We start from the raw sequence: 23,977 nt of genomic DNA on the forward strand, positions 1-23,977 counted from the left end.
CCCCCAGGAAGCATCCTTCTACCTGTTACACAACTCTTTAAATGCGCACCACTCGCAGATCTTCTCGTTGTCGGTTTGCGTAAAAGGTATGTCAGGATTGAAAATTTCTTCCATCAGCGCATCAAAGTGCTGCCGAAACTCCGGCAACAGGAGGGAGAAATCGTTGACGGGTTGCGTGCCATAACGGACCACTGGATCAAACTGGTCGTAGACGGAACGCAGGTAATAGAGGGCCGGAGAGATACGTTCACCGGGGTTCTCCTGCAGGTAAAAAAGAGCATAGATCAGCGCCTGCAGTATCTGATAGGGACGGTTGGCCTTCGATGCATCAAAAAGCCTCGCCATCTCCTTGAAGCCGGTTTCCCCCTTACCGGTTTTGTAATCGATGATCCTAAGCGACTCACCTACCCGGTCGACGCGGTCTATGCTCCCCTTGAAGCTTACCTCCAGCTGGTCACTCACCCGATAGGAGCTCTTGAAACGATATTCTGAAGCAATGTAGGTGAAGGGGGTAAACTGCTTGTCAAATTTCAAGGTTTGCTTCACATAGCTCTTCAGGATCTCACCAATGAGGTAATGCTGTCCCTCCAGGGGACGGGGATTTGCTTCATCCCGAAAATAGTAACGAGCAAATGCGTTTTCCAGAATATTGTTGAGGAGTGCTTCATCCTTCGTGAGGGAGTTAAGCACATCAGGGGTGACGACCTTCCCCATGTAGCGGTTGTAGAGTGTCTCCATCAGCCGGTGAAAAATGGAACCGAACACATCAGCCTCCACGCTCTCCTCAATGGTATCTTCTTCTGAGAGCCCTTCCAAAGCAGTGAAGTAAAACTGCAGCGGACAGTTGACATAGTTGTTCAACAGCGAGGCTGAAAACGACCGTTCATTGCCGGCACGGAATGCATCCAGTTTACGCATCACCTCGTCACTCTTGGCTACCATCACAGGAGGCACCTTGGGAGCAGACACATCATAGGTAGCCACCCGCTCTGTGATCTGAAAGGCATCGTGATAGAGATATTTCATCTGATAGAAGTAGCGGCTCACTTCACCGGTCTGCATCTCCTCTCCCGTTCTTGTATCATAAAGCAGAAAGATCCGCCTGGCACGACTGATCATCCTGTAAAAGTGATAAGCGTAGGTGCTGTCCTGTTGCTCATAGGTAGGCAGCCCAAAGCCTTTGCGGAGCGAATAGGGTATGTACGAAGTGGTTGCATTCTTCTGTGGAAAGACCCCCTCATTCATTGAGAGGATGATCAGGTTCTCAAAATCGAGTGCCCGGGTCTCCAGCACCCCCATCACCTGTAACCCTGAGAGTGGTTCACCGCTGAAAGCTACGCTGATGCCGCGTGCCAGATTTCTCAGCAGACGAAAACAGGTTTCAATCGTCATCTGCTCCACCTCACGCAGTCGGTCCTGCAGGCGGGTAACCGTCTTGTAATACTGCACGATGAATTCTCTCTCCAGATCGATGGAACGACTGCTGTCATCAGACTGATCTTCAGCGTGCTTCTCGCCGGTAAGGTGTTGATAAAGATAAATGAAAATCGATTTGAGATAATCGGGGATCTCCTCCCAACGGCTAACAGGAGTGAAAACCATCTGTAACAGGGGATGAGGAGGGATTTCAGAACGAGGCACCACGATACGGTTGTATTTGAGAATATGGTCCAGCAACTGTTCCGTTTCTACCTGCGCTGACGACGATATGAGCGGATGTCTCAACAGAGCTTTCACATAGCGGTGAAAGAAGGCCGTTTCACCCTTGAGACTGCGCAGGTTCTGTTGCAACAGAGCGACCTGTTCCACAAGGCTAGCCACTGAAGCGTGTGTCAATCCGTAGCCCATGGTCACGTTGATCTTTCCGAACTCCCGGGGAATGGAGTAGAGTACCGGCAGCAGTAGGTTCTCGTCGGGTAGAACGATGGCGGTATTGATGGCTTCATCAGGGTCGGGAATCCGACCGGAGGCTGCCAGTTCTGAAAGTATCCGGGTTACATGTCTTGCCTGACCCACACCGGAGGAGATGCCGACCAACTCAACCTGCGGCTTCACGCACTCCTGATCAACAAAAGGCAGTTGATGTTTTGAGGGAAAACGTAGCAAGTTCTCCTTCACCCGAAAGGAAGCGCGATTAGACTCCTCCTGCACGAGCGGTGAATCATAGTCCCAATAAAAATCGGCCACCCCTCTGTTGCGCAAGTGCTCCATCAGCACAGTCTCTGCAGGAGTAAGTGCATTCAGCCCCACGAACACAACCCCTCCGTTGTCGGGGGCATCAATATCACCTCTTTTGGCTCGTTCGGCAACCTCGCGGAACATCATCCCCTCATAGGCAACACCTTTCGCTTTGAGACTGTCTCTGAATGAGCTGTACAAATCATACAAAATCTTCCATGTTTGATGGAACCGCTCTTTGGTTTCATTTCCCTCAATTGGCATAAAATGGTTCCAGAAGCGGCGAATGGCCATGATCTGCTCCTCGGTAAGATGAGAAAGGTCATCATCGAGTGAACGGTAATCATGCACGTTTCGGTAGAGTTGCCGTGCATCAGCCAGGTATTTGTCGGTGTCGTCAAAATCGTTGAGCAGCATCTCACCCCAATAGAGAAAATCATCGAAAGACTCTTCCGAACGGCTGATTTCACGGTACCTGTTATAGAGAGTCACCAGCATCTCAATGCGATCGGCAGACCGGTAGGGGGAGAGGGATGTAAATAATTCACTGATGGTGATCACCCGTGGAGAGAATAGAGGCTTCCCGGCAATCTCTGCCAGATATTTCTGGAAGAAAACACCTGCACGGCGGTTGGGAAAGACAAAGGTCTCCTTATAGAGTTCGTTACCCCTCATCTGATGAAATAGAGCGGCCACCTGGGTTAAAAAAGGGATCATAGACAACAGCAAATAAAGTTAAAGGTGATTGGCTTAGATGCAAATGTATGAATAATTTACCGAAGCGAGATGTTATAATTTTCCAAAATCATGCCATTTTTCATTTAAATTAAACTAACTTGCATCTTTTTCAGCAGAGACTGTGTGACCCTATGCCAGTAGTTCAATTCGCAAATATCTCTTCTACCTACAAAGACCACCTGGATGCATTGTATGCATACGCACTTCATATGGGATTCGATGAGCAGACCGCCATGGATGCCATCCATGATCTGTTCTACAAGCTCTGTCTGCGTGAACCCACCATCGACAAATATGAGAACCTCCGTTTTTATCTGTTCCGGTCCCTCCGCAACAGGTTGATTGATATTCATCGTTCACGGCGCGAATTCACCGCTTTGGAAGTAAATGAGGAATGGGATGCTGCCGCCCCCCCCTTTCACCTTGAGGTTACTGTGGAGGATATGATGATTCTGGAGGAAGAAAAGGAAGCAATACGGAGGAAAGTTGAAAATGTGCTCGATGGTCTGACCCATCGCCAGCGTGAAATCATCTTCCTGCGATACATTCACGAATACAGTTACGAAGAGATTGCCGTGATCATGGAGATCTCGGTAGAATCGTGCCGAAACCTCCTCAGCAGGACCATCACACGTTTGAAGGAATCACACTTACCCCTTTGGCTCATCATTTTTCTCCTGCATTGAACGTTAAAAATTAAGGAGAAACCAAAACTTTTTTCGAATAATGATGATATAATACCCATGTCATCGTTTATCTTGTAAACAGTTCTTAACACAAACCCTGTTTTTGATTGATATTTATGAGTGACAATAGAGCGGAAAGAGCTCCTGTACGATACCTGACTGACGAGAAGTTCATCACGTGGATGCTTTGTCCCACGGATGAACTTGACACCTATTGGCAGCGATTCACAGAAGAGAATCCGGAAGAGAAGGCAGAACTATTGAGGGCTAAAGCTCTGTTCAGAAAGGTGAAACTCTCCTCATACAAATTGGATGAGACCACAAAAGCGAAGGCGGTTGCACGGTTGGAAAAGTCACTCCTCGACTATCAGCGAAAAAAGAAAGTGCGCAGGACGCTCATCATGACAGTCGGCACCGCAGCTGCCATACTGTTGTTGATTTTCTTACAACAGGATATGTTTCGACAGTCCGATCGCTTTTCTGACAGGTCAATCGATTATTACGTGGGTAGTGAGCTGGAATCGAAAGAGATTCAACTCTTCACCGGCAACCGGACTACCAGCTTTGAAGAAAACATCGATATAACCATCAGCAACGATCAGCGCATAGCGGTCAAAAAAGAGAGCAGCACCGATGCGGATGAGATCTCCACTGAACGTAACAGCATCAACCGTTTGGTAGTACCCCACGGCAAACGTTCAAAAGTAATGTTGCCTGACGGCACACAGATATGGCTTAACGCCGGTTCCACACTCGTATTCCCCTCTGCCTTCGATAAAAAGACACGTGAGGTGAAGCTGAGGGGAGAGATGTATGCAGAGGTGGCACATGATCCCGACCGTCCCTTCCTGGTGAAGACCGACGAACTCGATCTGAAAGTCTACGGAACAGATTTCAATCTTTCAGCATACGAGGATGCAGATCCCTGGGTGGTGCTTGTAGAGGGGAGCGTTGGCGTAAAAACGGCAGGGGGCAACGAGATGAAATTAGCGCCCAATGAGCGGATTGTGCGCAACCAGAATGGACTGCTGGAAAAAAGCAGGGTAGACGTCAGTTCCTTCGTGAGTTGGAAAGATGGGTACCTCGCTTATCAGGAGACCCCTATTGCTGAGGTCCTGAAACAGATAGAGCGGTATTACAATCTCTCTTTCAACCTCGACGACCATGTATCCCTGCAGGGGGTGACCTGCAGTGGCAAAATCATCCTCACTGATAACCTTGACAACGTGTTGACTGCCTTGACGCTGATTTCCGACACACGTTATCATCGGGAGAACAAATCAATTTACATTTATGAATAGTAGAACATTTAAAGCATAATGCCTATGAAATGAAACAAAATGGAAATGAAAAATGAAGCCGAACGATAGTGCGAATATCGTCCGGCAAGGATTCTAATTACCGTGTTTATCAATAATTAAAACAGAACAAAGATATGAATAAAAACTCTATTGCAGGCGAGCGACCTGTCAATAATCTTAAACGTGCGTTTAAAATCATGAAAGCGACATTTATCATGCTATTCTTTAGCATTCTTTATCTTCAAGCCTCAACAGGGTACGCTCAAGAGACTGAGTTGACGCTTGACCTGAAATCGACTACCATCCAAAAGGTTTTCAAAGAGATTGAAAATAAAAGCGACTTCCGTTTTCTCTTTGCAGGAAACACCGCAGAGATGATGGATAAACGTGTCGATTTGTCTGTGAAGGCTGAACACATCGATGAGATCCTCGACAGGGTTTTGTCTGAAACGACCCTTACATACAAGATTCTCGACAATCAGATCGTGGTCTTCAGGGATGCAACAAAAAGTACCGCTCCTGCCGATGCAGCTTCAAACAGTGATGCTGCACAACAGAAGAGGGAAATCAGAGGCCGCATCACCACAGCTGATGGTGAGACCGTGATTGGGGCCAACATTGTAGAGATGGGAACCACCAACGGTACCATTACCGACACCAACGGTGAATTTGTGATGGAGGTGGCCGAAGGAGCCGTGATCCACATCTCCTACATCGGTTTCCTGGAACAGGATATCAATACCAGCGGAGCAAACTTCTTCGAGGTTGTGCTGCTGGAAGACACCCAGGCACTTGAAGACCTGGTGGTGGTAGGTTATGGTGTACAAAAGAAAAAACTTGTTACCGGTGCCAACGTCTCGGTAGGAGGTGAAACATTGGAAAGACAGCATTCAATCAATGCACTCGAGGCAATGCAGGCCTATGCACCCGGTGTGAACATCACCCAAGCCTCCGGTATGCCTGGCTCAGGATTCCAGGTGAACATCCGCGGGTTGGGTACCATTGGTAACTCCGCTCCCTTATACGTGATTGACGGTGTGGCCGGCGGTGACATCAACACGTTGAACCCCTCTGACATCGAATCGATCGACGTTTTGAAAGATGCAGCCTCTGCAGCAATCTATGGTGCCCGTGCTGCCAATGGTGTGATCCTGGTCACCACCAAAACCGGTCGCAAGGGACGCATCGAAGTCAGCTACGACGGCTACTATGGTACGCAGAACGTGGCAAAGATGCCCGACCTGCTCAATGCCAAACAATATATGGAGATCTACAACGAAGAACGTGTAATCGCGCAGAACAATCCTGCGGCTGCAATTGACTTCTCCGACAAAATTCCGGGTCTCTATCAGCAGATCATGAGTGGTCAGTGGGAAGGCACCGACTGGATGGAAGAGATCCGCAATGAAAATGCACCCATCCAAAACCACGCTTTCAATCTTTCCGGCGGTTCAGACCAGTCGCTTTTCTCCCTGGGGTTCTCTTACACCTCCCAGGAAGGTGTTCTCGGCAAGCCGGTAGAGCCGCACAGCGACCGTTATACGGTACGTCTGAACAGCGACCACGTGATCCTGAAGAAAAACGGACTGGATGTGATCAAAGTAGGTGAAACCTTCAACTACAGTTATCGCAAACGCTCCGGTATCGCCATTGGCGGGATGTATTACAACGATATCCGCAACATGCTGACCGGCAGCCCGCTGGTACCGGCCTACAATGAGCAGGGTGAATTTTACGCCCGTGATGATGTGAGAGCTTCCGGCATTGAAGGCCTCTCTTCACGTCTTTACAACCCACTAGCCCAGATGGCACTCAACAGGGGGATGAACGAAACACACAACTACAACATCAACAGTAATGCCTACCTGGAGATCCAGCCGATCAAGGACCTGGTCTTCAGAAGCAGTTTTGGTTATCGGATGTTTGCCGACACCTACAGAAGTTATCAGCCCGACTATGACCTGGCTGGTGATGCAACCCTCAGTCCCGGACGCATTGCGCAATCTGGTGGCAGCGGATACAGCTGGACCCTTGACAACACGATCAATTATAAGTTCAACACCAATGATCATAACTTCGACGTCCTGGTGGGACAATCGGTAGAAAAGATTGGTTTTGGTACGAACATGAATGTGACCAATGCTTATCCGACATTCCAGGGCTACAAGCATGCCTACCTCAGCAATACAGACGGACTCACCTCAGGTGTAACAAGCATCTCCGGCGGACCGCACAGACAGGAAGCGCTGGCCTCCTTCTTCGGCAGAATCAACTATGACTACCGTGAGAAGTATTTGCTTACATTGGTAATGCGCGCTGATGGATCCTCCAACTTTGCCAAAGACAACCAGTGGGGTTATTTCCCCTCCATTTCTGCCGGTTGGGTACTGACAGAAGAGGAATTCCTGGCCGACAATGAGGTGATGAACTTCCTGAAGCTGCGTGCCAGCTGGGGACAAAACGGGAATCATGACATCGATCCGTTCCAGTACCTGAGTTTGATTGCTTTTAACGCCGAGAACAACTACCGCTTCGGAGGCGACCGCAACAAGTTGCAACTGGGCGGTTTCCCCTCTATACTTCCCAACCCCGACGTGGCATGGGAGACATCGGAACAGCTCAACTTAGGACTCGATGCTTACTTCTTTAACTCCAGGCTGCAGACCTCGTTCGATTACTATACCAAGACCACCCGCGACTGGTTGTTGCGTCAACCGGTAGCCGATGTACAGGGACCGCAGGGTGCCTTCGTCAACGCCGGTGACATCGAGAACAAGGGTTTTGAATTGGGTCTTAAATGGAACGACAACATCGGTGAACTCACCTACGGAGCACATTTCAACCTCACACGCAATGAGAACAAGGTAACCCGCATGGGTGAAAACAATGGTATCATTGAGAGCAACTACAATGTCATCTCACAGGGCACTGATCCGGTATGGCGTGTAGAGGAGGGATATCCTGTAGGCTACTTCTACGGCTACAAGACCGAAGGGGTCTTCCAGAATGCGCAGCAAATCAGCAGCTGGAGCAAAGGATTCCTGCAGAGTGACCCACAGCCGGGTGACCTGATCTTCTCCGACACCAACGGTGACAACCAGGTGACACCTGATGACAAGACCCTGATTGGCAATCCCCATCCCAAGTTCCGCACCGGTTTCGGCATCAACCTGGGATACAAGGGATTTGACTTTGCCATCACCGGTAAGGGATCCTTCGGACATCAGATCCTGAAATCCTACCGTTCTCATGCTGACAATGAGTTCCACAACTACACCACCGATATTCTGGGACGCTGGACAGGCGAAGGTACTTCCAACAAACTACCGCGCATGACAGCAGGTAACGGTGTCAACCGCATGAATGTATCGGACCTCTATATCGAAGATGGAGACTTTGTAAGGATCCAGGACATCACACTGGGGTATGATTTCAAAAATCTCTTCCCGAAAATGCCTTTCGGACAGGCACGTTTCTATGTTACCGGACGCAACCTGTTTACGTTCACAAACTACTCCGGCATGGACCCGGAAGTGGGATACGGCGACGAGCAGCCCTTCGTATCGGGCATTGATCTGGGCTTCTACCCTGCCCCATCGAGTATCCTTGTAGGAGTCAATCTGAAATTTTAAAACACATCGATGATTATGAAAAAAATACTATATATTATCCTATTTGCACTGATCTTTACCGGCTGCGAAGATTTCCTGAATTATGATCCGCTGACAGACAAAACCTCTGCCAACTTCCCGGGCACAAGCGAAGAGGTGATGCAGATGATGGCCGGTATCTACACCACCATGAACAATGAGCATCAGCTCACCGACATGAGTTACCTCTTTGTATGCGAGGTAGCCAGTGATGAAAAGCTGGGTGGCGGTGGCGTGAACGATGTGAAAGCACAGGCGTATGAAGCCTTCATGTATTCCGATCCCGACATGCTCAACCATAACTGGGAGACTACATACGAAGGCATCCACCGTGCCAATTTCGCCATCGAGAAACTGGAAACACTGGCAGACGGAATCCTCTCGGAGGAGGATAAGAATCAGTTCAAGGGAGAAGCACTCTTCCTCCGCGCATTCTTCTACCACCGCCTGGCCACACTCTACGGTAGTGTACCACTGAAAATCACCACCGAGATGGCTGATCTGGGAGGAGCATCTCCCGAGGAGATCTTCGGACAGATTGCATCAGACCTCAAAGCTGCTGTAAGCCTGCTGCCAAGCAAACCCTATTCCAACACCACAGAAGGACATGTCACCCGCTGGGCCGCTCAGGCGATGATGGCAAGGGTCTGGTTGTTCTATACCGGTTTTTACCAGAAGGGAGATCTGCCGCTGGCCGAAGGTGGTAGTGTGACAAAACAGGAAGTGATCGGCATGTTGAGCGATTGTATCACCAACAGCGGTCATACCCTGGTGGGTGATTATCACGAGTTGTGGCCCTACACCAACGAACTGACTATCCAGGACTACCCCTACATTCAGGACTACATGTCTGAAACGGGTAAGACGCTGAAATATGCAAGTGACAATGGAGCACGCAACCCTGAAACACTCTTCGCACTGAAGTTCTCCAATTTTGCCGACTGGGATATCCGCAGGGGTTATGCCAACCAGTATCAGCTATACTTCGCACTGCGCGGCCTGCAGTCGCTGGCCAATACCTATCCCTTTGCCGGTGGCTGGGGACAGGGCAACTCGATACCAAAACCTGTAGTGGATCAGTGGCTGGCAGATGAGCCGAATGACCCGAGACTCTGGGCCTCTGTGCTCGACATTGAAGCCGAGCTACCCAACTATGCCAAGGGTCAGTGGGACTTCGTACTGGAGAGCAATTACTGGGGTAAGAAATACAACGGTATCTCCGCCCGTGATGGCAACAAATACTACAACGACTACAGTGTACTCATGTATAACAATAAGGACAATCAGCAGCTGTCACATGGTGACGACCTGATATTCATCCGCTTTGCCGATGTATTGCTCATGATGTCTGAGTTGAGTGAAGACGCCCAGTACATGAACCGCGTGCGTCTGCGTGCCGGTTTGGAAGAGAAGCCCTATTCGCTGGAAAACATCCAGAAGGAACGCCGCTATGAGCTTGCCTTCGAAGGCCTCCGCTGGAACGACATGCGCCGCTGGGGTGATGCGTATACCAAGACAGCTCTTGAATCACAGATTGGTGCTCCAATTTACAACTACGGCAACGCAGCGGTATACAACGGAGTCATCAAGAACATGAATTACAGCTCCCGCTACGACGAAACCAAGGGATTCTACCCCATTCCACAGTCACAGATCAACCTCTCCAACGGCATTTTGGAACAGGTTGCAGGCTATGGCGATGGCAAGGGACTTTACCCCGGTTTCAGTAATTAAAACATAGCGATCCCGCTTTTGCGGTTTCGTTATTCATTCGCTGCTTTGTTAGTAGAGGCTGTCTCAAAACTGAGGCAGTCTCTCTTTTGTATGCAGCACTCATCAGCAAAGCATATAAAAAACCGCGGAGATTGCTCCCCGCGGTAAGTAATGGTTTTTTCAAAAAAAGTACTGATCTGTATCAAACAACTCCCTGGGCCATCATGGCGTCGGCAACCTTCATGAAGCCGGCGATGTTGGCACCTTTCACGTAGTTGATATACTTACCGTTGCGCCCGTGGGCAACGCACTGTTCGTGGATGTCGCTCATGATCTGATGCAGCCACTTATCCACCTCCTCGTTGCTCCAGGAGATGTGCATGGCGTTCTGTGTCATCTCCAGCCCGGAGCAAGCTACACCGCCCGCATTTACCGCCTTGCCCGGAGCGAAAAGCATCTCATTCTCCAGGAAGAAGTCGACAGCCTCTGCCGTACATCCCATGTTGGAAACCTCAGCCACCAATGTCACACCGTTGGCTTTCAGCTGACGCGCGTCATCCAGGTTGAGTTCATTCTGGATGGCACAGGGCAATGCAATATCAACTTTGCATTCCCATGGCTTTTTGTCAGGGAAGAAGACCGCTCCGGGGAATTCATCTGCATAGGGTGCCACCACATCGTTACCGCTGTTACGCAGCTCAAGCATAAAATCAATTTTCTCCTGCGTGTTGATTCCCTCTTCATCGTAGATGTAACCGTCGGGGCCGGAAATGGTCACCACCTTCGCCCCAAGTTCAGTAGCCTTGGTGACAGCACCCCAGGCAACATTGCCGAAGCCGGAGACGGCAACGGTCTTGCCCATCAGGCTGATCTGATGTGCAGCACACATTTTGTCCACGAAATAGAGAGCTCCGAAACCGGTTGCCTCAGGCCGCAATCGTGAACCGCCAAACGACATCCCCTTTCCGGTAAAGGTTCCTGTATGCTCACGAGCCAGTTTCTTGTACATGCCGAACATGTAGCCCACCTCACGACCGCCCACACCAATATCGCCTGCCGGCACGTCGGTATCGGGGCCGATGTTCCGCCACAACTCCATCACGAAAGCCTGGCAGAAACGCATGATCTCAGCCTGTGAACGTCCTCTGGTGGAGAAATCGGAACCTCCCTTGCCGCCACCCATCGGGAGCGTGGTGAGTGCATTCTTGAAGGTCTGTTCAAATCCTAGAAACTTGAGTGAGGAGAGGGTCACGGAAGAGTGGAAGCGAATCCCTCCTTTGTAGGGTCCGATGGCACCGTTGAACTGTACGCGGTAACCGATGTTTACCTGTACTTTCCCGTTGTCATCGACCCAGGGCACCCTGAAGGTAAATATTCGGTCGGGCTCCACGATCCGTTCAATGATGCCCGCTTTTTCAAACTCGGGGTGCTGGTTGTAGACATCTTCAATCGATACCAACACCTCTCGCACTGCCTGAAGGTATTCCGACTCACCCGGGTGTTTTGCCTCGAGTTGTGTCATTATGTCATTCACTCTCATATTATAGAAGGTTATTTTGGATAATTGTTTGACAAAGGTATAGATTAATTTGGAATTATGATACCCAAGAAGCGCTTTTTAGCAAGATTTTTGAAGGATTTTATACAGAATTCCCCAAAAACACAACAGCCTATATTCCAAGTATTTATCAAAGTATTACCAAACCATTCATTCCACTTCGGTTCTGTTGTTTTATGGTCGGAAAAATTACGTTTCATCATTTTCTTTCGCTAAAATCTGAATGAAATGAAAACCGGCCTTACCGGATTCATCAGAAACGGCAAGGGAATTGAGGAGAACAATCCTGCCTATCGGAAGAAAGTTTCGCTATTCGCACATAAATAGTTATTTTTGTAGGAGGAATCTCATTTAAGACGCATTGATGCATGGCAAAGAATAAACTGGCCAAATTTGCCGACATGGCCACCTATGACAACGTATTTCAATACACTTTCGAAACCCTTCAGGGAAACGGATTTCCGCTGAAAGGAAAATGGAATGAACATTTTGGCAACAACAACCCTGTTGTGTTGGAGTTGGGATGCGGTAAAGGGGAGTATACAGTGGGACTGGCACACAAATATCCGGACAAAAACTTTGTCGGAATCGACATCAAGGGTGCCAGGATGTGGAAAGGTGCTACAGAAGCAATTGAGGAGAAGCTTACCAATGTGGCATTTTTACGCACCCACATTGAACTGATCAGTTACTTCTTCGCGGAAAATGAGGTGTCGGAGATCTGGATCACTTTTCCCGACCCGCAGATGAAAAAGGTGAACAAACGGCTCACCTCAACCCGCTTCATGAGGGAGTACAGCCGGATCATGAAGGAGAACGGCCTCATCCACCTGAAAAGTGACAGCCCCTTTCTCTACACATACACCCGGGAGATGATTCGGGAGAATGAATTGGAACTGTTGCATGACACCGATGATCTGTATCATTCCGGGATGGAGGATGAGATTCTTGAAATCCGCACCTTTTATGAACAACAGTGGCTCAGTAGGGGTTTATCCATCAAGTATCTCCGCTTCATCTGTCCCAAGAAAGAGGAATGGAGGGAGCCTGACATTGAGATTGAAAAAGACCCCTATCGCAGCTTCGGGAGAGATGCAAGAGTTTAAAATGTTTGGACGTGTTTTCGTTAGTTTGTTAATACTATAAAAAATAAAGCTAATCGCTAAAAGCTAAAATTATGGCAATATACCCACAGCTAATCATTGACGCACTGAAACATGTGCGTTACCCGGGAACGGGGCAGGATCTAGTGTCTGCCGGCATGGTGGAAGATGACATCCGCATTGAAGGAATGAAGGTGAGCTTTTCGCTCATCACCGAGAAACCGAACGACCCCTTTATCAAGTCGGTTGTGAAGATGGCCGAACAGGCGATCCTCACGTATGGCGACAAGGACATTGAGATCAAGGGCAACATCACGGTGAAGTCGAAGCAACCACCACGTCCGGCGTTGCCGGAACTGCTGCCCGGGGTGAAGAACATCATCGCCGTGGCTTCCGGAAAGGGGGGTGTGGGCAAAAGCACAGTCTGTACCAACCTGGCAGTGGCCCTGGCACAGAAAGGATACCGTGTGGGACTGCTCGACGCCGATATCTTCGGTCCCTCGGTACCTAAGATGCTGGGGGTGGAGGATGCCGCTCCCATGTTGGAGAAGATTGAAGGACGCGACATGATCATCCCCATCGAGAACCATGGTGTGAAGATGCTTTCCATCGGCTTCTTCGTGAAGAAAGAGGATGCGGTGGTCTGGCGCGGTGCCATGGCCGGCAATGCTTTGAAACAACTGATCGGTGACGCGGAATGGGGTGAAATAGACTATTTCCTCATTGATCTGCCGCCGGGGACAAGTGACATTCACCTCACGCTGGTACAGACTCTCCCCATCACCGGTGCAGTGATCGTGAGCACGCCGCAGGAGGTGGCACTGGCCGATGCCCGCAAGGGAATCAGCATGTTTACCGGCGACAAGGTAAACGTCCCTATCCTGGGACTGGTGGAGAACATGTCATGGTTCACACCGGCAGAGCTGCCCGAGAACCGCTACTACCTCTTCGGCAAGGAGGGCTGCAAAAGGCTTGCCGCCGAAAAGGGATATGCCCTGCTGGGACAGATCCCCATCATGCAGAGCATCCGCGAGGCGGGCGACGACGGGCAGCCCGTCGCCCTGCAGGAAGATAGCATCACCGGCATGGCTTTCGCTGAGCTGGCTGACAACGTGGTGGCAGCAGTGGACAGGCGCAACCGGGAACTACCCCGCACCGGTATCGTTGAAATCACACACAAATGACCATCGACAAACGAGACATAGGACATCCTCTTCACAGCTTTCGCTACTGCCCCCGTTGCGGAGCGGCATCTTTTGCTGTAAAGAATGAGAAAGCGAAGCAGTGTGACGCCTGTGGTTTTGTCTACTATTTCAACTCCTCAGCAGCGGTGGTTGCACTCATCGAAAACGAGAAGGGAGAGATACTGGTAGCCCGTCGCGCCCATGAACCTGCCAAGGGGACATTTGATTTGCCCGGTGGCTTCATCGACATGTATGAGACTGCCGAGGAGGCGGTATGCAGGGAGGTGCTCGAGGAGACAGGACTCACCGTCACATCGACCGGCTATCTTTTCTCCATTCCCAATATTTACCTATATTCAGGCTTCGAAGTGCATACCGTGGATCTCTTCTTTAGATGCAAGATAAATGACATCAGCGCGTTAGGTGCCCACGACGATGTGGAAGAGCTGTTGTTCCTGCCACCCGGAGAGATCGACCCCGCTGATTTCGGACTCACTTCGATTCGTAAAGGAATAGAAAAAATCTTACAGATAGTTATTTAATCCCTACCCGATAGAGAGATGAATTGCGGAAGGGAGCAATCAGGATCATCATGAAAAGAATATTTTTTTTACTGACACTTATGTCCCTGCTGCAGCTATCGCTTGCTCAGCGGACGGTATACCACGCTGAGCCGGAGAAGCTCTTCAACCAGGGAAAAGAGATGTTCCTCGAAGGTAACTATGCAGGAGTCGAAGATCTGCTGACCCGCTTTAGTGCCATGAGCGACAACGTGCGATTGAAGGAGGAGGCTGCCTACATGCAGGCTGTTGCTTCATTCAAACGGGGCAGCGAAGAAAGCAGCGAGCTGCTGGAAACCTTCCTCAACAGGTACCCTGAAAGCGTTCACCGTCATTCGCTGCTGTTCCTGATAGGCTCCGCCCATTACGACCGGAAAGAGTGGGAAGCAGCCCGCAACTGGTTTCAACAGGCAGATCTGGACTACCTCACCCTCACCGACCAGGAAGACTACAGCTTCCGCCTGGGATACACGGAACTGCAACTGGGCAACCTGAAGGAGGCCGCACGTCTCTTTGGCCTGCTTTCCCTCAACAGCAACAAGTATCGTGACGCGGCCAACTTCTACCTGGGTTACATCGACTATTCCAACAAGGATTACAGCACCGCATTGAATCGTTTCCGGCGACTGAAAGATCACCCCGAGTACCGGGAAGAGGTAGCCTTCTACACAGCCCAGGCAACCTTCTTCGACGGAAAACTCGAGGAGGCGGTTCGACTCTCTGAATCATTCCTGTCTCAATATCCCGGGAGCGACCACCTGACCGAAATGAACCGTGTGCTGGGCAACAGCTATTTTCGCCTCGGACAACCTTCCCGGGCGATTCCATCGTACGAGAGATACATTTCTTCAGTTGCCAAGCCACTGCGGGGAGATGCCTATTTCCTCGGGCTTTCCTATGCCGGGAATGGCAAGCAGGAAGAGGCACTCACAATGTTTCAGCAGGCGGTGGGGGAAGCGGATGCATTGACACAGAATGCACAACTGCAACTGGGGCAGACCTATCTGGCGTTGAACCGAAAGCAGGAAGCACAAATGGCATTCGAAGCAGCTGCACGCAACAACTTCGATCCGCAGGTACGTGAGACAGCCATGTTCAACTATGCCCTGCTGGCACATGAGACCAATTTCTCCGTCTTCAGTGAATCGATCACTCTTTTCGAGAACTTCCTTCGGGAATTTCCACAATCGGTTTATACCGATCAGGTGAATGACATCCTGGCAGAAACCTTTCTCACCACAAAAGACTACCAGGCAGCGCTCAACGCCATCAACCGAATACAAAACCCCGGTCGTCGCATCCTGGAGGCTAAGCAGATGGTCCTCTTCCAGCTGGGAGCCCAGGAGTTTATCAACGGTAACATGAATAAAGCCGTAGAGTTCTTCAACAACAGTATCAGCATCGGCAATTACGACCTCAAGGCACGTAACAGTGCCTGGTACTGGCGGGGCGAGTCCTATTACCGGATGGGCAACTACATTCAGGCAGCCACTGATTTCAGGCAATTTACACAACAGGCTTCACCCACTGATGAGAACTTCGCCATGGGGTGGTACAACCTTGGTTACGCATACTTCAAACAACAACAATACAGCCAGGCGGCAAATGCCTTTGAGCGCTATCTCTCCGCAGAGAACAACAGCCGCAAGGCTGAGGCAGCCGATGCCCTGAACCGAATGGGCGACAGCTATTATTTCAACCGGCAGTTTGCGGAGGCGGAGCGATATTACGCACGGGCTGCCGACAGCAACCCGTCAGCAGCCGACTATGCTGCCTATCAACGCGCATTCGTGATGGGTCTCCAGCGCAACTACCAGGGTAAGATCACGGCTCTCGACAACCTGATGCGCAGCTATCCCAACTCACAATACATCGATGATGCCCTCTACGAGAAGAGCAGATCACTCACCATGCTCAACAGGGAGCAGGAAGCCATCGCGGTGTTGCAAAAGCTTGTATCCGATTTCCCAAAAAGTCCGCTGGCCGGTCAGGGAGGGGTACAGCTGGGGCAGCTCTACTACAACAGCGGCAATTACAGGGAGAGCATTGCCGCATACAAGAGTGTGGTCTCCAACTTCCCCGGCACGGATGATGCGCGCACTGCCCTTGTCTCACTCGAGACTGTCTATCGTGACATGAACGATATCCAGTCGTACGTGGATTATGCCAACTCTGTTCCGGGAGGCGTACGGATCACACCCTCTCGTCAGGACTCACTCACATACCTCGCTGCCGAGAGCGTCTACATGCGCGGCAACAGTGCCGATGCCGAAACATCACTGACGAAGTATCTGCAGTCATATCCCAACGGCGCCTACAGCAGTGATGCACACTACTGGCTGGGAGTGATCGCCGATGAGAAGGGGAACAAGGACCAGGCACTCTCTCGTTTTCGAAGGGTGATCGATGCCGGCAACCTCAAGTTCCTCGACAATGCACTGCTCTATGCCTCACAAACAGAATACAACAACGGTAACTATCGCCAGGCGCTGGCCGACTATACGCGGCTGGCAAACGTCGCCCGAAATGCCGCCAACAAGCAAACGGCACTACTGGGTATGGTGCGTTGCCAGTCAGCGATGAATGGATACCACGAGGCTGCCCGTACTGCCACCGAACTGCTGGAGAGCAGTTCTCTCTCTCAGGAGATGGTGACCGAGGCACGTTGGTTGCGGGGGAAAGCCTATCAACAGATCAACGAAGTAGAGAAGGCGATGGATGACTTCCGTTTCCTTGCAAACGACACACGCAGCATCCAGGGTGCGGAAGCACAGTTTATCCTGGCCGACACCTACTACCGCTGGAAGTCATACGATCGTGCGGAAGCACAGGTGAAGGAGTTCATGCAGAAAGGCACCCCCCACCAGTACTGGATGGCCAGGGCTCTGATCGTGCTCTCTGACACCTACCGTGACAAGGGAGACAATTTTCAGGCACGTCAGTACCTGGAGAGCCTCAGAAGCAACTACAAGGGCGAAGAGGAAGATATCCGGCAGATGATCAATGAACGGCTCAACCAATGAGAATAGGATGAATCACAATAACAACAAAACGCTCAATTTATCAAAATGAGAAAAACATATATTACCCTGGCACTCCTTGCTTTTACGGCGGGACTCATGGCTCAGACACAAGACTCACTCCTGAGAAGGCAACTGGAACTGGAGCGCGATTTCAATCCCACCCTGCTCGATGCTGACAAGCTCAACTCGCTGCCTTCACTCCGTGAACCCGAGGTACAGAAGGCAAACACCAACTACTCCACCTGGGCGGGACGGATCACCCCGCCGCTGGAGATTGCCCTGCCTCGTCCCGGTAACATGATGACTGCCATTCCCTACCGGAAAGAAAAGGGTTATCTTACATTTCAGGCCGGGAACTATGCCAACATTGACGGTGCTTTCGGCTACAGACTCATTGAAAAAGAGAGACAGAGGCTGGCCTTCACCTTCACCCATCAATCGGCCAATGGTGAGGTTGATTATACGCAGGAGAGCGATCCCCAAAGCAGCGATCTCTTTTTCATGGACAACCGTGGTGAGCTCTCTTTCCTTCACCGGGGAGATGCCAGCAACATCACCTTGTCTCTCTCCTATCTCCATTCGCTCTTCAACTACTATGGCAACCACCACTTTGGCAATGTGGGCTACTTCAACGATGAGAAGCAGCGATTGGGTATGCTGAAAGCCACCCTCGGTCTGAAGTCGAAACCGTCTGACATGTTGAACTACCACGGGACACTCGACCTGAGAAACTTCACTACAGGCCTTGCCTTTCCTGGCTTGCTCGACCCATTAAAGGGAAATGAGATCCGGATCAGTGGCGGACTTGACAAACCTTTCCGCAACAGGACCACCAAGGCAGGTGTCGAGGGCAGCCTGGTGACCGCCCTCTATGGCGGTGACTGGGACAACTATCTCCTGCTGAACGCTGCTCCCTACCTTCGCTACGAAGGGCTTAACCGCTCAGCCCGTCTCGGTGTTGACATTCTTTTCCAGACAGGAGATGAGACCCGCGTGCGGGTCGCACCAAACGTGGCTCTGCAACTTGGTATCACAGAGCGCACATCGCTCTATGCAAATATTCATGGCGGATTCAACCACAACACATTCCTGGATATGATGGGAGAGTCGCGCTACTTTCTCGCAACAGAGAACGTGAAACCTTCATTTTCGATTGTCGATATCGATGGAGGGTTGCGCATCGGTGAGGCGGATGGATTCCGCTTCGATCTCTTCGGTGGTTTCCGGAAAACGGATGACGAACATTTCCTGGTCCTCCACGGCACCGTGGAGGAGGATGGTCTCTGGGCGGGACCCTTTTACGAGGGACTGAAGCCATTGTACGGTGATCTGTCGCATACTCATCTGGGGGGTATGGTGCAGGTGGGAATGTGGGCCCCACTGGATCTATCGCTCAGACTCACCAAAAATTTCTACACAGTGAAGAACCTCTCATCAGGAGAAACCTTGAATGACAATCCCAAGGCATACAACAAACCGGGCCTGGAAGTAGACCTGAAGGGATCACTCGAGGTGAGTGACAAACTCAGTTTCCACATGAACTACTATTTCGCGGGGGATCGGTGGAGTTATTTTGCGGGGGAGAACAGGGAGATGGAGAACATCAACGACCTCAATCTGGGGGCTTTATACAACATCAACGATACCTTTTCGTTCAGTGTAAAAGCCAACAACATGATGAACCAGCAATATGATCTCTGGTACGGTCACCCCGCACAGGGATTTAACATAATGGGTGGATTCACTTTCCGCTTCTGATTTGCTGGATGAAACGATTTTTAATAGTTCATTTTTCCGCATTACACCGCTTTTGTTTACTTTTGTCATTGAAAGAGAGAGCTTAAAGACCGAATAGGGGAACAGACAACACTATGGGAAAGAAAAAAACAACCGGGGGTAAATCCACCAAAGGGAGCAGTCAAACGCCAAAACAGAAGATTGTCAGGACGATGTGGTCCATATTTGGTCTTGGTGTTGCCGCCCTCTTATTGCTCTTCACGCTCATCTCTGTGGGAGCAGTAGGATATCTGCCGCAAATCAGCGAGCTGGAAAATCCAATCGACAAGTATGCCTCTCAGGTCATCTCGACCGACAACGAACTGCTCTTCACCTACTCACAGAGTGACGACAACCGCATCTTTGTAGACTACTCCGATCTCTCGCCCCATCTGATCGATGCACTGATTGCCACTGAGGATATCCGTTACTACTCACACTCGGGGATTGATTTTATCAGCGTGGGAAGGGCTGTCGTCAAAACAATGTTGCTCAACAGGGAGAGCAGTGGCGGCGGAAGTACCATCACGCAGCAGCTGGCCAAGTTGCTCTACTCACCCCGTGCAAGCAATAAGCTGCAAAGGGTGTTCCAAAAACCGGTGGAATGGGTGATTGCTGCCAAACTGGAACGATTCTACACCAAAGATGAGATCATCAACCTCTACCTCAACAAGTATGACTTCAACTACAATGCCGTGGGCATTGAGTCGGCAGCACGCACCTATTTCAACAAAACACCCAAGGAGCTGAACGCCGAAGAGTCGGCCATGCTCATCGGCATGCTCAAGAACTCATCTCTTTACAACCCGGTACGTCGTTCCGAGGTGACGCGCGACCGACGCAATGTGGTGCTCTCCCAGATGGAGAAATACGACTATCTCTCTCGTCAGGAGGCCGACTCACTGAAGCAATTGCCGGTAACCATCGACTTCAACCGCTCAGGGCATGTCGATATCGCCGCACCCTACTATCGTCAGCATCTGGCCAAGATCTTGATGGCCAAGAAACCGCAACGCAAGAACTATGCCTCCTGGCAGAACCAACAGTTCAGTGAAGACTCACTCGCCTGGGCCGAGGATCCCCTCTACGGATGGTGCAACAAGAACAAAAAAGCGGATGGCTCCTCTTACGACATCTACACCGACGGACTAAAGATCTACTCCACGCTCGATTCGCGGATGCAGCGTCATGCCGAGGCCGCGGTGAAAGAACAATTGGGAGGCTACCTGCAGGAACAGTTCTTCCACGAGAAGAAGGGCAAGCAATATGCACCTTACTCCAGTGACGTGAGTGACCAGGTGGAAGATCTGCTCACCACCGCCTTGAAGCAAAGCGACCGTTACCGCATCCTAAAGAAAGAAGGTCTGAGCGATGCAGCAATACTTAAAAATTTCAAGGAGGAGAAGGTGGAGATGAAGGTCTTCTCATGGGATCAACGGGAGGTGGATACATTGATGACTCCCTGGGATTCGATCCGCTACCACAAGAACTTCCTTCGTACCGGCTTCATGGCCATGGATCCGCTGACAGGACATGTGAAAGCCTACGTGGGTGGTCCCGATTTCAAGTTCTTCAAGTATGACATGGTCTCCACCGGTAAGCGACAAATCGGATCCACCATCAAGCCCTATCTCTACACACTGGCCATGGAGGAGGGAATGACCCCCTGCGACCAGGTGATGCATCAGCCCATCACTCTGATGACCGAGACTGGAGAGGAGTGGACTCCGCGCAATCCCGGTCACACCAGCGGCAGCATGGTCAGTATCAAATGGGGTTTACAACGCTCCAGCAACTGGGTTACAGCCTACCTCATGAAACAGTTCTCACCCTACGCCTTTGCCCGCATGCTCGGCTCATTCGGACTGAAGACACCTGCCCCCCCCGTGGTATCACTTGCCCTGGGACCCAATGAGGCGTCGGTATACGAGATGGTGGGGGCCTACTCCTCATTTATCAACCGCGGTATCCGCGTAGAACCAATGTTGGTAACCCGCATCGAAGACTCCTACGGCAACGAGGTAGCGACCTTCGTACCCCGCATGAAGGAGATTTTCAGTGAGTCCTCCTCCTACAAGATGCTCGACATGCTGAAGGGAGTGGTAGACGGCGGAACCGGCAGCCGCCTCCGCAGGATCTACAACCTGAAGGGAGAGATGGGTGGCAAAACCGGGACGACAAACAACAACTCCGATGGCTGGTTCATGTCGTTCACCCCCAACCTCGTGGCAGGATGCTGGGTAGGCGGTGAAGAGCGTTCCATCCATTTTGACCGTATGGCATATGGGCAGGGGGCCAGCATGGCACTCCCCATACATGGGATCTTCTATCAGAAGGTATATGCCGACAAGGAGCTGAATTACACCGATGACGGGAAGTTTGAAATACCGGCAGGATTCAATCCCTGTGCCGGTTCAGAGCGCTATTCACCCGATTTTTATCAAGACAATGACCCTGTGATTGACAACGAAGGGATCGATGACCTTTTCAATTGAAAAGGTCGTCAATCGCTCTTTTTTCCTTTTCGCAGGAAAAGGAGCTTTCTCAGTTCATCCATTCGCTGAAGGGAGGCCCTGTAAGTCATCTCAAGGATGCTGGTGCGCTCTCCCGGTTCATTTGACGAGCCTGCCCCGGTATCGATTTTATCTTCAGGTATCTTCTTCACAAAACGCTCATAATAGGTGAGAGCCGACTCAACCTCATCCATCCTGTCATAGGTCAGGGCAATATTATAAAGCAACATATAGGATTCAGGGCGTCTGTTTAAGGCGGACTGATAGTAGGATATTGCCCTGGAGGGTTCATTTGAACGGTCATGTGCTTCTGCCAGAGAGATGTCATAGTCGAAGAGCATCTCCTGCAACGACTCAATCTTCGCCACACCCTCTTTGAGCACTGCAATCCCTTTCTTTCTGTCATAGGTTCTCGAAAGTGCTGTCCCGTAATAGTAAAGAAGATTGACATCCGGCTGTGGCGCCTGTTCATAGGCAAGTGCCAGCCACCTGACCGCTTCGTAATATCGCTTCATGGCGAAGTAGCTCATCCCCAGGAAATAGGTGGTGGTGTAGGTGGAATCACCCAATATCACATTATTTTGCAATCGCTCAATTGCCTCAGGGTAGTTACCTGCTGAATAGTGGGCCATTCCGTTCAGTTGCCCGATGGTGGTCCGCTCAGGATCGATCTCTTCCAGATAGCCTTCTGTGCGGACGAGCACACTGTCGTAGAGTTGAATGGAATAGTAGATATCTGAGAGGTTGCGCAAGGCCAAATGATCGGCCGGATCTTTTTCCAGTGCTTTCTCGTAGTAGATCAGTCCGAGGCCGTCATCAAGGCGGATATGAGCGTCACCGGCCATTCGCAGCAACATGGGAATGGAGTCCTTCCTGAGGACCTCCTCAGAGGCACGGATAGTACCCTGCCAGTCACCTGCACGATAAAAGGCAACCGCTATTTTTGTTTGCAGATAGAGATTGCCGGGCGATAGCTCACCGGCTTTCAGCCAGTATCTGAGCGATGTATCATGATCACCGGCCTGTGAAGCACAATCGGCAGCTGCCGTGAGAATCCCGACCGTTTCATGTTTACCGGCAGTCAATGATTCGTAAATATCCAGCGCAGCGGGGTAATCATAAAGCATCTGATAACACTCCGCCTTCAGCAGCTGGTTCTCCACACTCTCCGGTGCACGCTCCAACAGCGCTAACGCCTCCCGGTAACGATAACTCCTCATCGCCTCGCTTACCAGATTGGGCTGGGCATATCCCCCTGAAAAACTGGAAGCGAGAATGATGAGTATGATTATGCTGGTTTTCATGCATCTGTACTTTTAAGCTAAGAAATTGGAAGTCCGAATGCTTCAGCACCTCCCATCTTTCAACAAAGTGCCACGATAAGGTTGAATCTTTAAGGGAGGATTCAATTTCTCCCGTTGATTACTGTGCGGGTTGCAGTCATCATATCAATAATAACCAGTACGCTAACACGCACATTTACATTCTGCCCATGCTCTTTACCGGGTTCCCATCTGGGCATCGATTGCAGCACACGTACAGCTTCAGCATCCAAAAACGGGTCTACACCCCTCACTACTTTCACATCACTGATACGACCATCTTTCAGCACCACAAGACTACAGACTATACCCCCCTTATCGGGTGTTTTAGGTACATCCTCCGGTAATCTGACATTATCAGACACAAATTTCCGGAATGCCTGAAATCCTCCGGGGAACTCGGGCATATTCTCCACTTTCTCGAAAATCTCATCCTTCTTTTCGGGAGGTGGTTCTTGCAAGGCTCCGAAAATAGCCGGTGAAGAGGTGAACCAGGGTTCAGTGGCTGAAACAGTGGAGAGGGTGAATATAGACAGCAGGTATGTGTACAGGATATGTTTCATGGATTCACGAGTTTTGAATAAAGATCAATATGTCGTAAAGTTATCAAAACAAAAGAGAAAAGCAACAGGGATGAATGTTAAACTATTCAACACCTGTTGCTTCAGCCGT

At 50.5% G+C, this 23,977-nt stretch carries 14 protein-coding genes; 10 read left to right on the top strand and 4 right to left on the bottom strand.

The features are described 5' to 3' along the window. Positions 1-18: 18 nt before the first annotated feature. Positions 19-2,895, bottom strand: coding sequence for a PD-(D/E)XK nuclease family protein (locus JS578_03790; GenBank protein ID QRX64382.1), 2,877 nt, complete (start codon positions 2,893-2,895; stop codon positions 19-21). Between the two features lie 152 nt (positions 2,896-3,047). Here JS578_03790 and JS578_03795 point away from each other — a divergent pair, with 152 nt between their 5' ends. The 4 genes from JS578_03795 (at position 3,048) to JS578_03810 (ending at position 10,287) form a co-directional block, all read left to right on the top strand. Then, positions 3,048-3,602 carry an RNA polymerase sigma factor gene (locus tag JS578_03795; GenBank protein QRX64383.1) on the top strand — a complete coding sequence of 185 codons (555 nt, stop codon included), beginning with the start codon at positions 3,048-3,050 and terminating at the stop codon, positions 3,600-3,602. 116 nt (positions 3,603-3,718) lie between these two features. After that, the gene (locus JS578_03800; protein QRX64384.1) at positions 3,719-4,903 is read left to right on the top strand and encodes a FecR domain-containing protein; all 1,185 of its coding nucleotides are present in this window, start codon (positions 3,719-3,721) and stop codon (positions 4,901-4,903) included. Between the two features lie 134 nt (positions 4,904-5,037). Beyond that, the gene (locus tag JS578_03805) at positions 5,038-8,535 is read left to right on the top strand and encodes a TonB-dependent receptor (protein ID QRX64385.1); all 3,498 of its coding nucleotides are present in this window, start codon (positions 5,038-5,040) and stop codon (positions 8,533-8,535) included. A gap of 15 nt (positions 8,536-8,550) precedes the next feature. Then, complete coding sequence (locus JS578_03810) at positions 8,551-10,287, top strand: RagB/SusD family nutrient uptake outer membrane protein (protein QRX64386.1); 1,737 nt, start codon at positions 8,551-8,553, stop codon at positions 10,285-10,287. Between the two features lie 181 nt (positions 10,288-10,468). Here the strand turns inward: JS578_03810 and gdhA are convergent, their stop codons facing one another. Further along, positions 10,469-11,806: an NADP-specific glutamate dehydrogenase gene (gene gdhA, locus JS578_03815; GenBank protein QRX64387.1), complete on the bottom strand. Its 1,338-nt coding sequence runs from the start codon at positions 11,804-11,806 to the stop codon at positions 10,469-10,471. Positions 11,807-12,192: 386 nt separating this feature from the next. Between gdhA and trmB the strand changes: the two genes are divergently transcribed. The 6 genes from trmB (at position 12,193) to JS578_03845 (ending at position 21,965) form a co-directional block, all read left to right on the top strand. Then, the gene (gene trmB, locus JS578_03820) at positions 12,193-12,930 is read left to right on the top strand and encodes a tRNA (guanosine(46)-N7)-methyltransferase TrmB (GenBank protein QRX64388.1); all 738 of its coding nucleotides are present in this window, start codon (positions 12,193-12,195) and stop codon (positions 12,928-12,930) included. A gap of 71 nt (positions 12,931-13,001) precedes the next feature. Continuing rightward, positions 13,002-14,111 carry an Mrp/NBP35 family ATP-binding protein gene (locus JS578_03825; protein ID QRX64389.1) on the top strand — a complete coding sequence of 370 codons (1,110 nt, stop codon included), beginning with the start codon at positions 13,002-13,004 and terminating at the stop codon, positions 14,109-14,111. A gap of 17 nt (positions 14,112-14,128) precedes the next feature. Then, positions 14,129-14,653, top strand: coding sequence for an NUDIX domain-containing protein (locus JS578_03830; protein QRX64905.1), 525 nt, complete (start codon positions 14,129-14,131; stop codon positions 14,651-14,653). A gap of 50 nt (positions 14,654-14,703) precedes the next feature. Continuing rightward, complete coding sequence (locus tag JS578_03835; protein ID QRX64390.1) at positions 14,704-17,694, top strand: tetratricopeptide repeat protein; 2,991 nt, start codon at positions 14,704-14,706, stop codon at positions 17,692-17,694. A gap of 45 nt (positions 17,695-17,739) precedes the next feature. Then, positions 17,740-19,452, top strand: a complete 1,713-nt coding sequence (locus JS578_03840; GenBank protein QRX64391.1) for a hypothetical protein — start codon at positions 17,740-17,742, stop codon at positions 19,450-19,452. 113 nt (positions 19,453-19,565) lie between these two features. Next, positions 19,566-21,965 (top strand): transglycosylase domain-containing protein, encoded by a 2,400-nt coding sequence (locus tag JS578_03845; GenBank protein ID QRX64392.1) that lies wholly within the window; start codon positions 19,566-19,568, stop codon positions 21,963-21,965. Between the two features lie 8 nt (positions 21,966-21,973). Here the strand turns inward: JS578_03845 and JS578_03850 are convergent, their stop codons facing one another. Together JS578_03850 and JS578_03855 are read right to left on the bottom strand one after the other, a co-directional pair. Next, positions 21,974-23,287, bottom strand: a complete 1,314-nt coding sequence (locus JS578_03850) for a tetratricopeptide repeat protein (protein ID QRX64393.1) — start codon at positions 23,285-23,287, stop codon at positions 21,974-21,976. Between the two features lie 101 nt (positions 23,288-23,388). Then, positions 23,389-23,868 (bottom strand): energy transducer TonB, encoded by a 480-nt coding sequence (locus tag JS578_03855; protein ID QRX64394.1) that lies wholly within the window; start codon positions 23,866-23,868, stop codon positions 23,389-23,391. Between the last annotated feature and the right edge of the window lie 109 nt (positions 23,869-23,977).

It is taken from the genome of Dysgonomonadaceae bacterium zrk40 (assembly GCA_016916535.1).
In the GTDB taxonomy this organism is placed as follows: Bacteria; Bacteroidota; Bacteroidia; order Bacteroidales; family Dysgonomonadaceae; genus Proteiniphilum.

Bases quoted from the DNA above. Each gene is read 5' to 3' on its own strand.
- JS578_03790 (QRX64382.1), bottom strand. From the start codon at position 2,895: ATGATCCCTTTTTTAACCCAGGTGGCCGCTCTATTTCATCAGATGAGG.
- JS578_03795 (QRX64383.1), top strand. From the start codon at position 3,048: ATGCCAGTAGTTCAATTCGCAAATATCTCTTCTACCTACAAAGACCAC.
- JS578_03800 (QRX64384.1), top strand. From the start codon at position 3,719: ATGAGTGACAATAGAGCGGAAAGAGCTCCTGTACGATACCTGACTGAC.
- JS578_03805 (QRX64385.1), top strand. From the start codon at position 5,038: ATGAATAAAAACTCTATTGCAGGCGAGCGACCTGTCAATAATCTTAAA.
- JS578_03810 (QRX64386.1), top strand. From the start codon at position 8,551: ATGAAAAAAATACTATATATTATCCTATTTGCACTGATCTTTACCGGC.
- gdhA (QRX64387.1), bottom strand. From the start codon at position 11,806: ATGAGAGTGAATGACATAATGACACAACTCGAGGCAAAACACCCGGGT.
- trmB (QRX64388.1), top strand. From the start codon at position 12,193: ATGGCAAAGAATAAACTGGCCAAATTTGCCGACATGGCCACCTATGAC.
- JS578_03825 (QRX64389.1), top strand. From the start codon at position 13,002: ATGGCAATATACCCACAGCTAATCATTGACGCACTGAAACATGTGCGT.
- JS578_03835 (QRX64390.1), top strand. From the start codon at position 14,704: ATGAAAAGAATATTTTTTTTACTGACACTTATGTCCCTGCTGCAGCTA.
- JS578_03840 (QRX64391.1), top strand. From the start codon at position 17,740: ATGAGAAAAACATATATTACCCTGGCACTCCTTGCTTTTACGGCGGGA.
- JS578_03845 (QRX64392.1), top strand. From the start codon at position 19,566: ATGGGAAAGAAAAAAACAACCGGGGGTAAATCCACCAAAGGGAGCAGT.
- JS578_03850 (QRX64393.1), bottom strand. From the start codon at position 23,287: ATGAAAACCAGCATAATCATACTCATCATTCTCGCTTCCAGTTTTTCA.
- JS578_03855 (QRX64394.1), bottom strand. From the start codon at position 23,868: ATGAAACATATCCTGTACACATACCTGCTGTCTATATTCACCCTCTCC.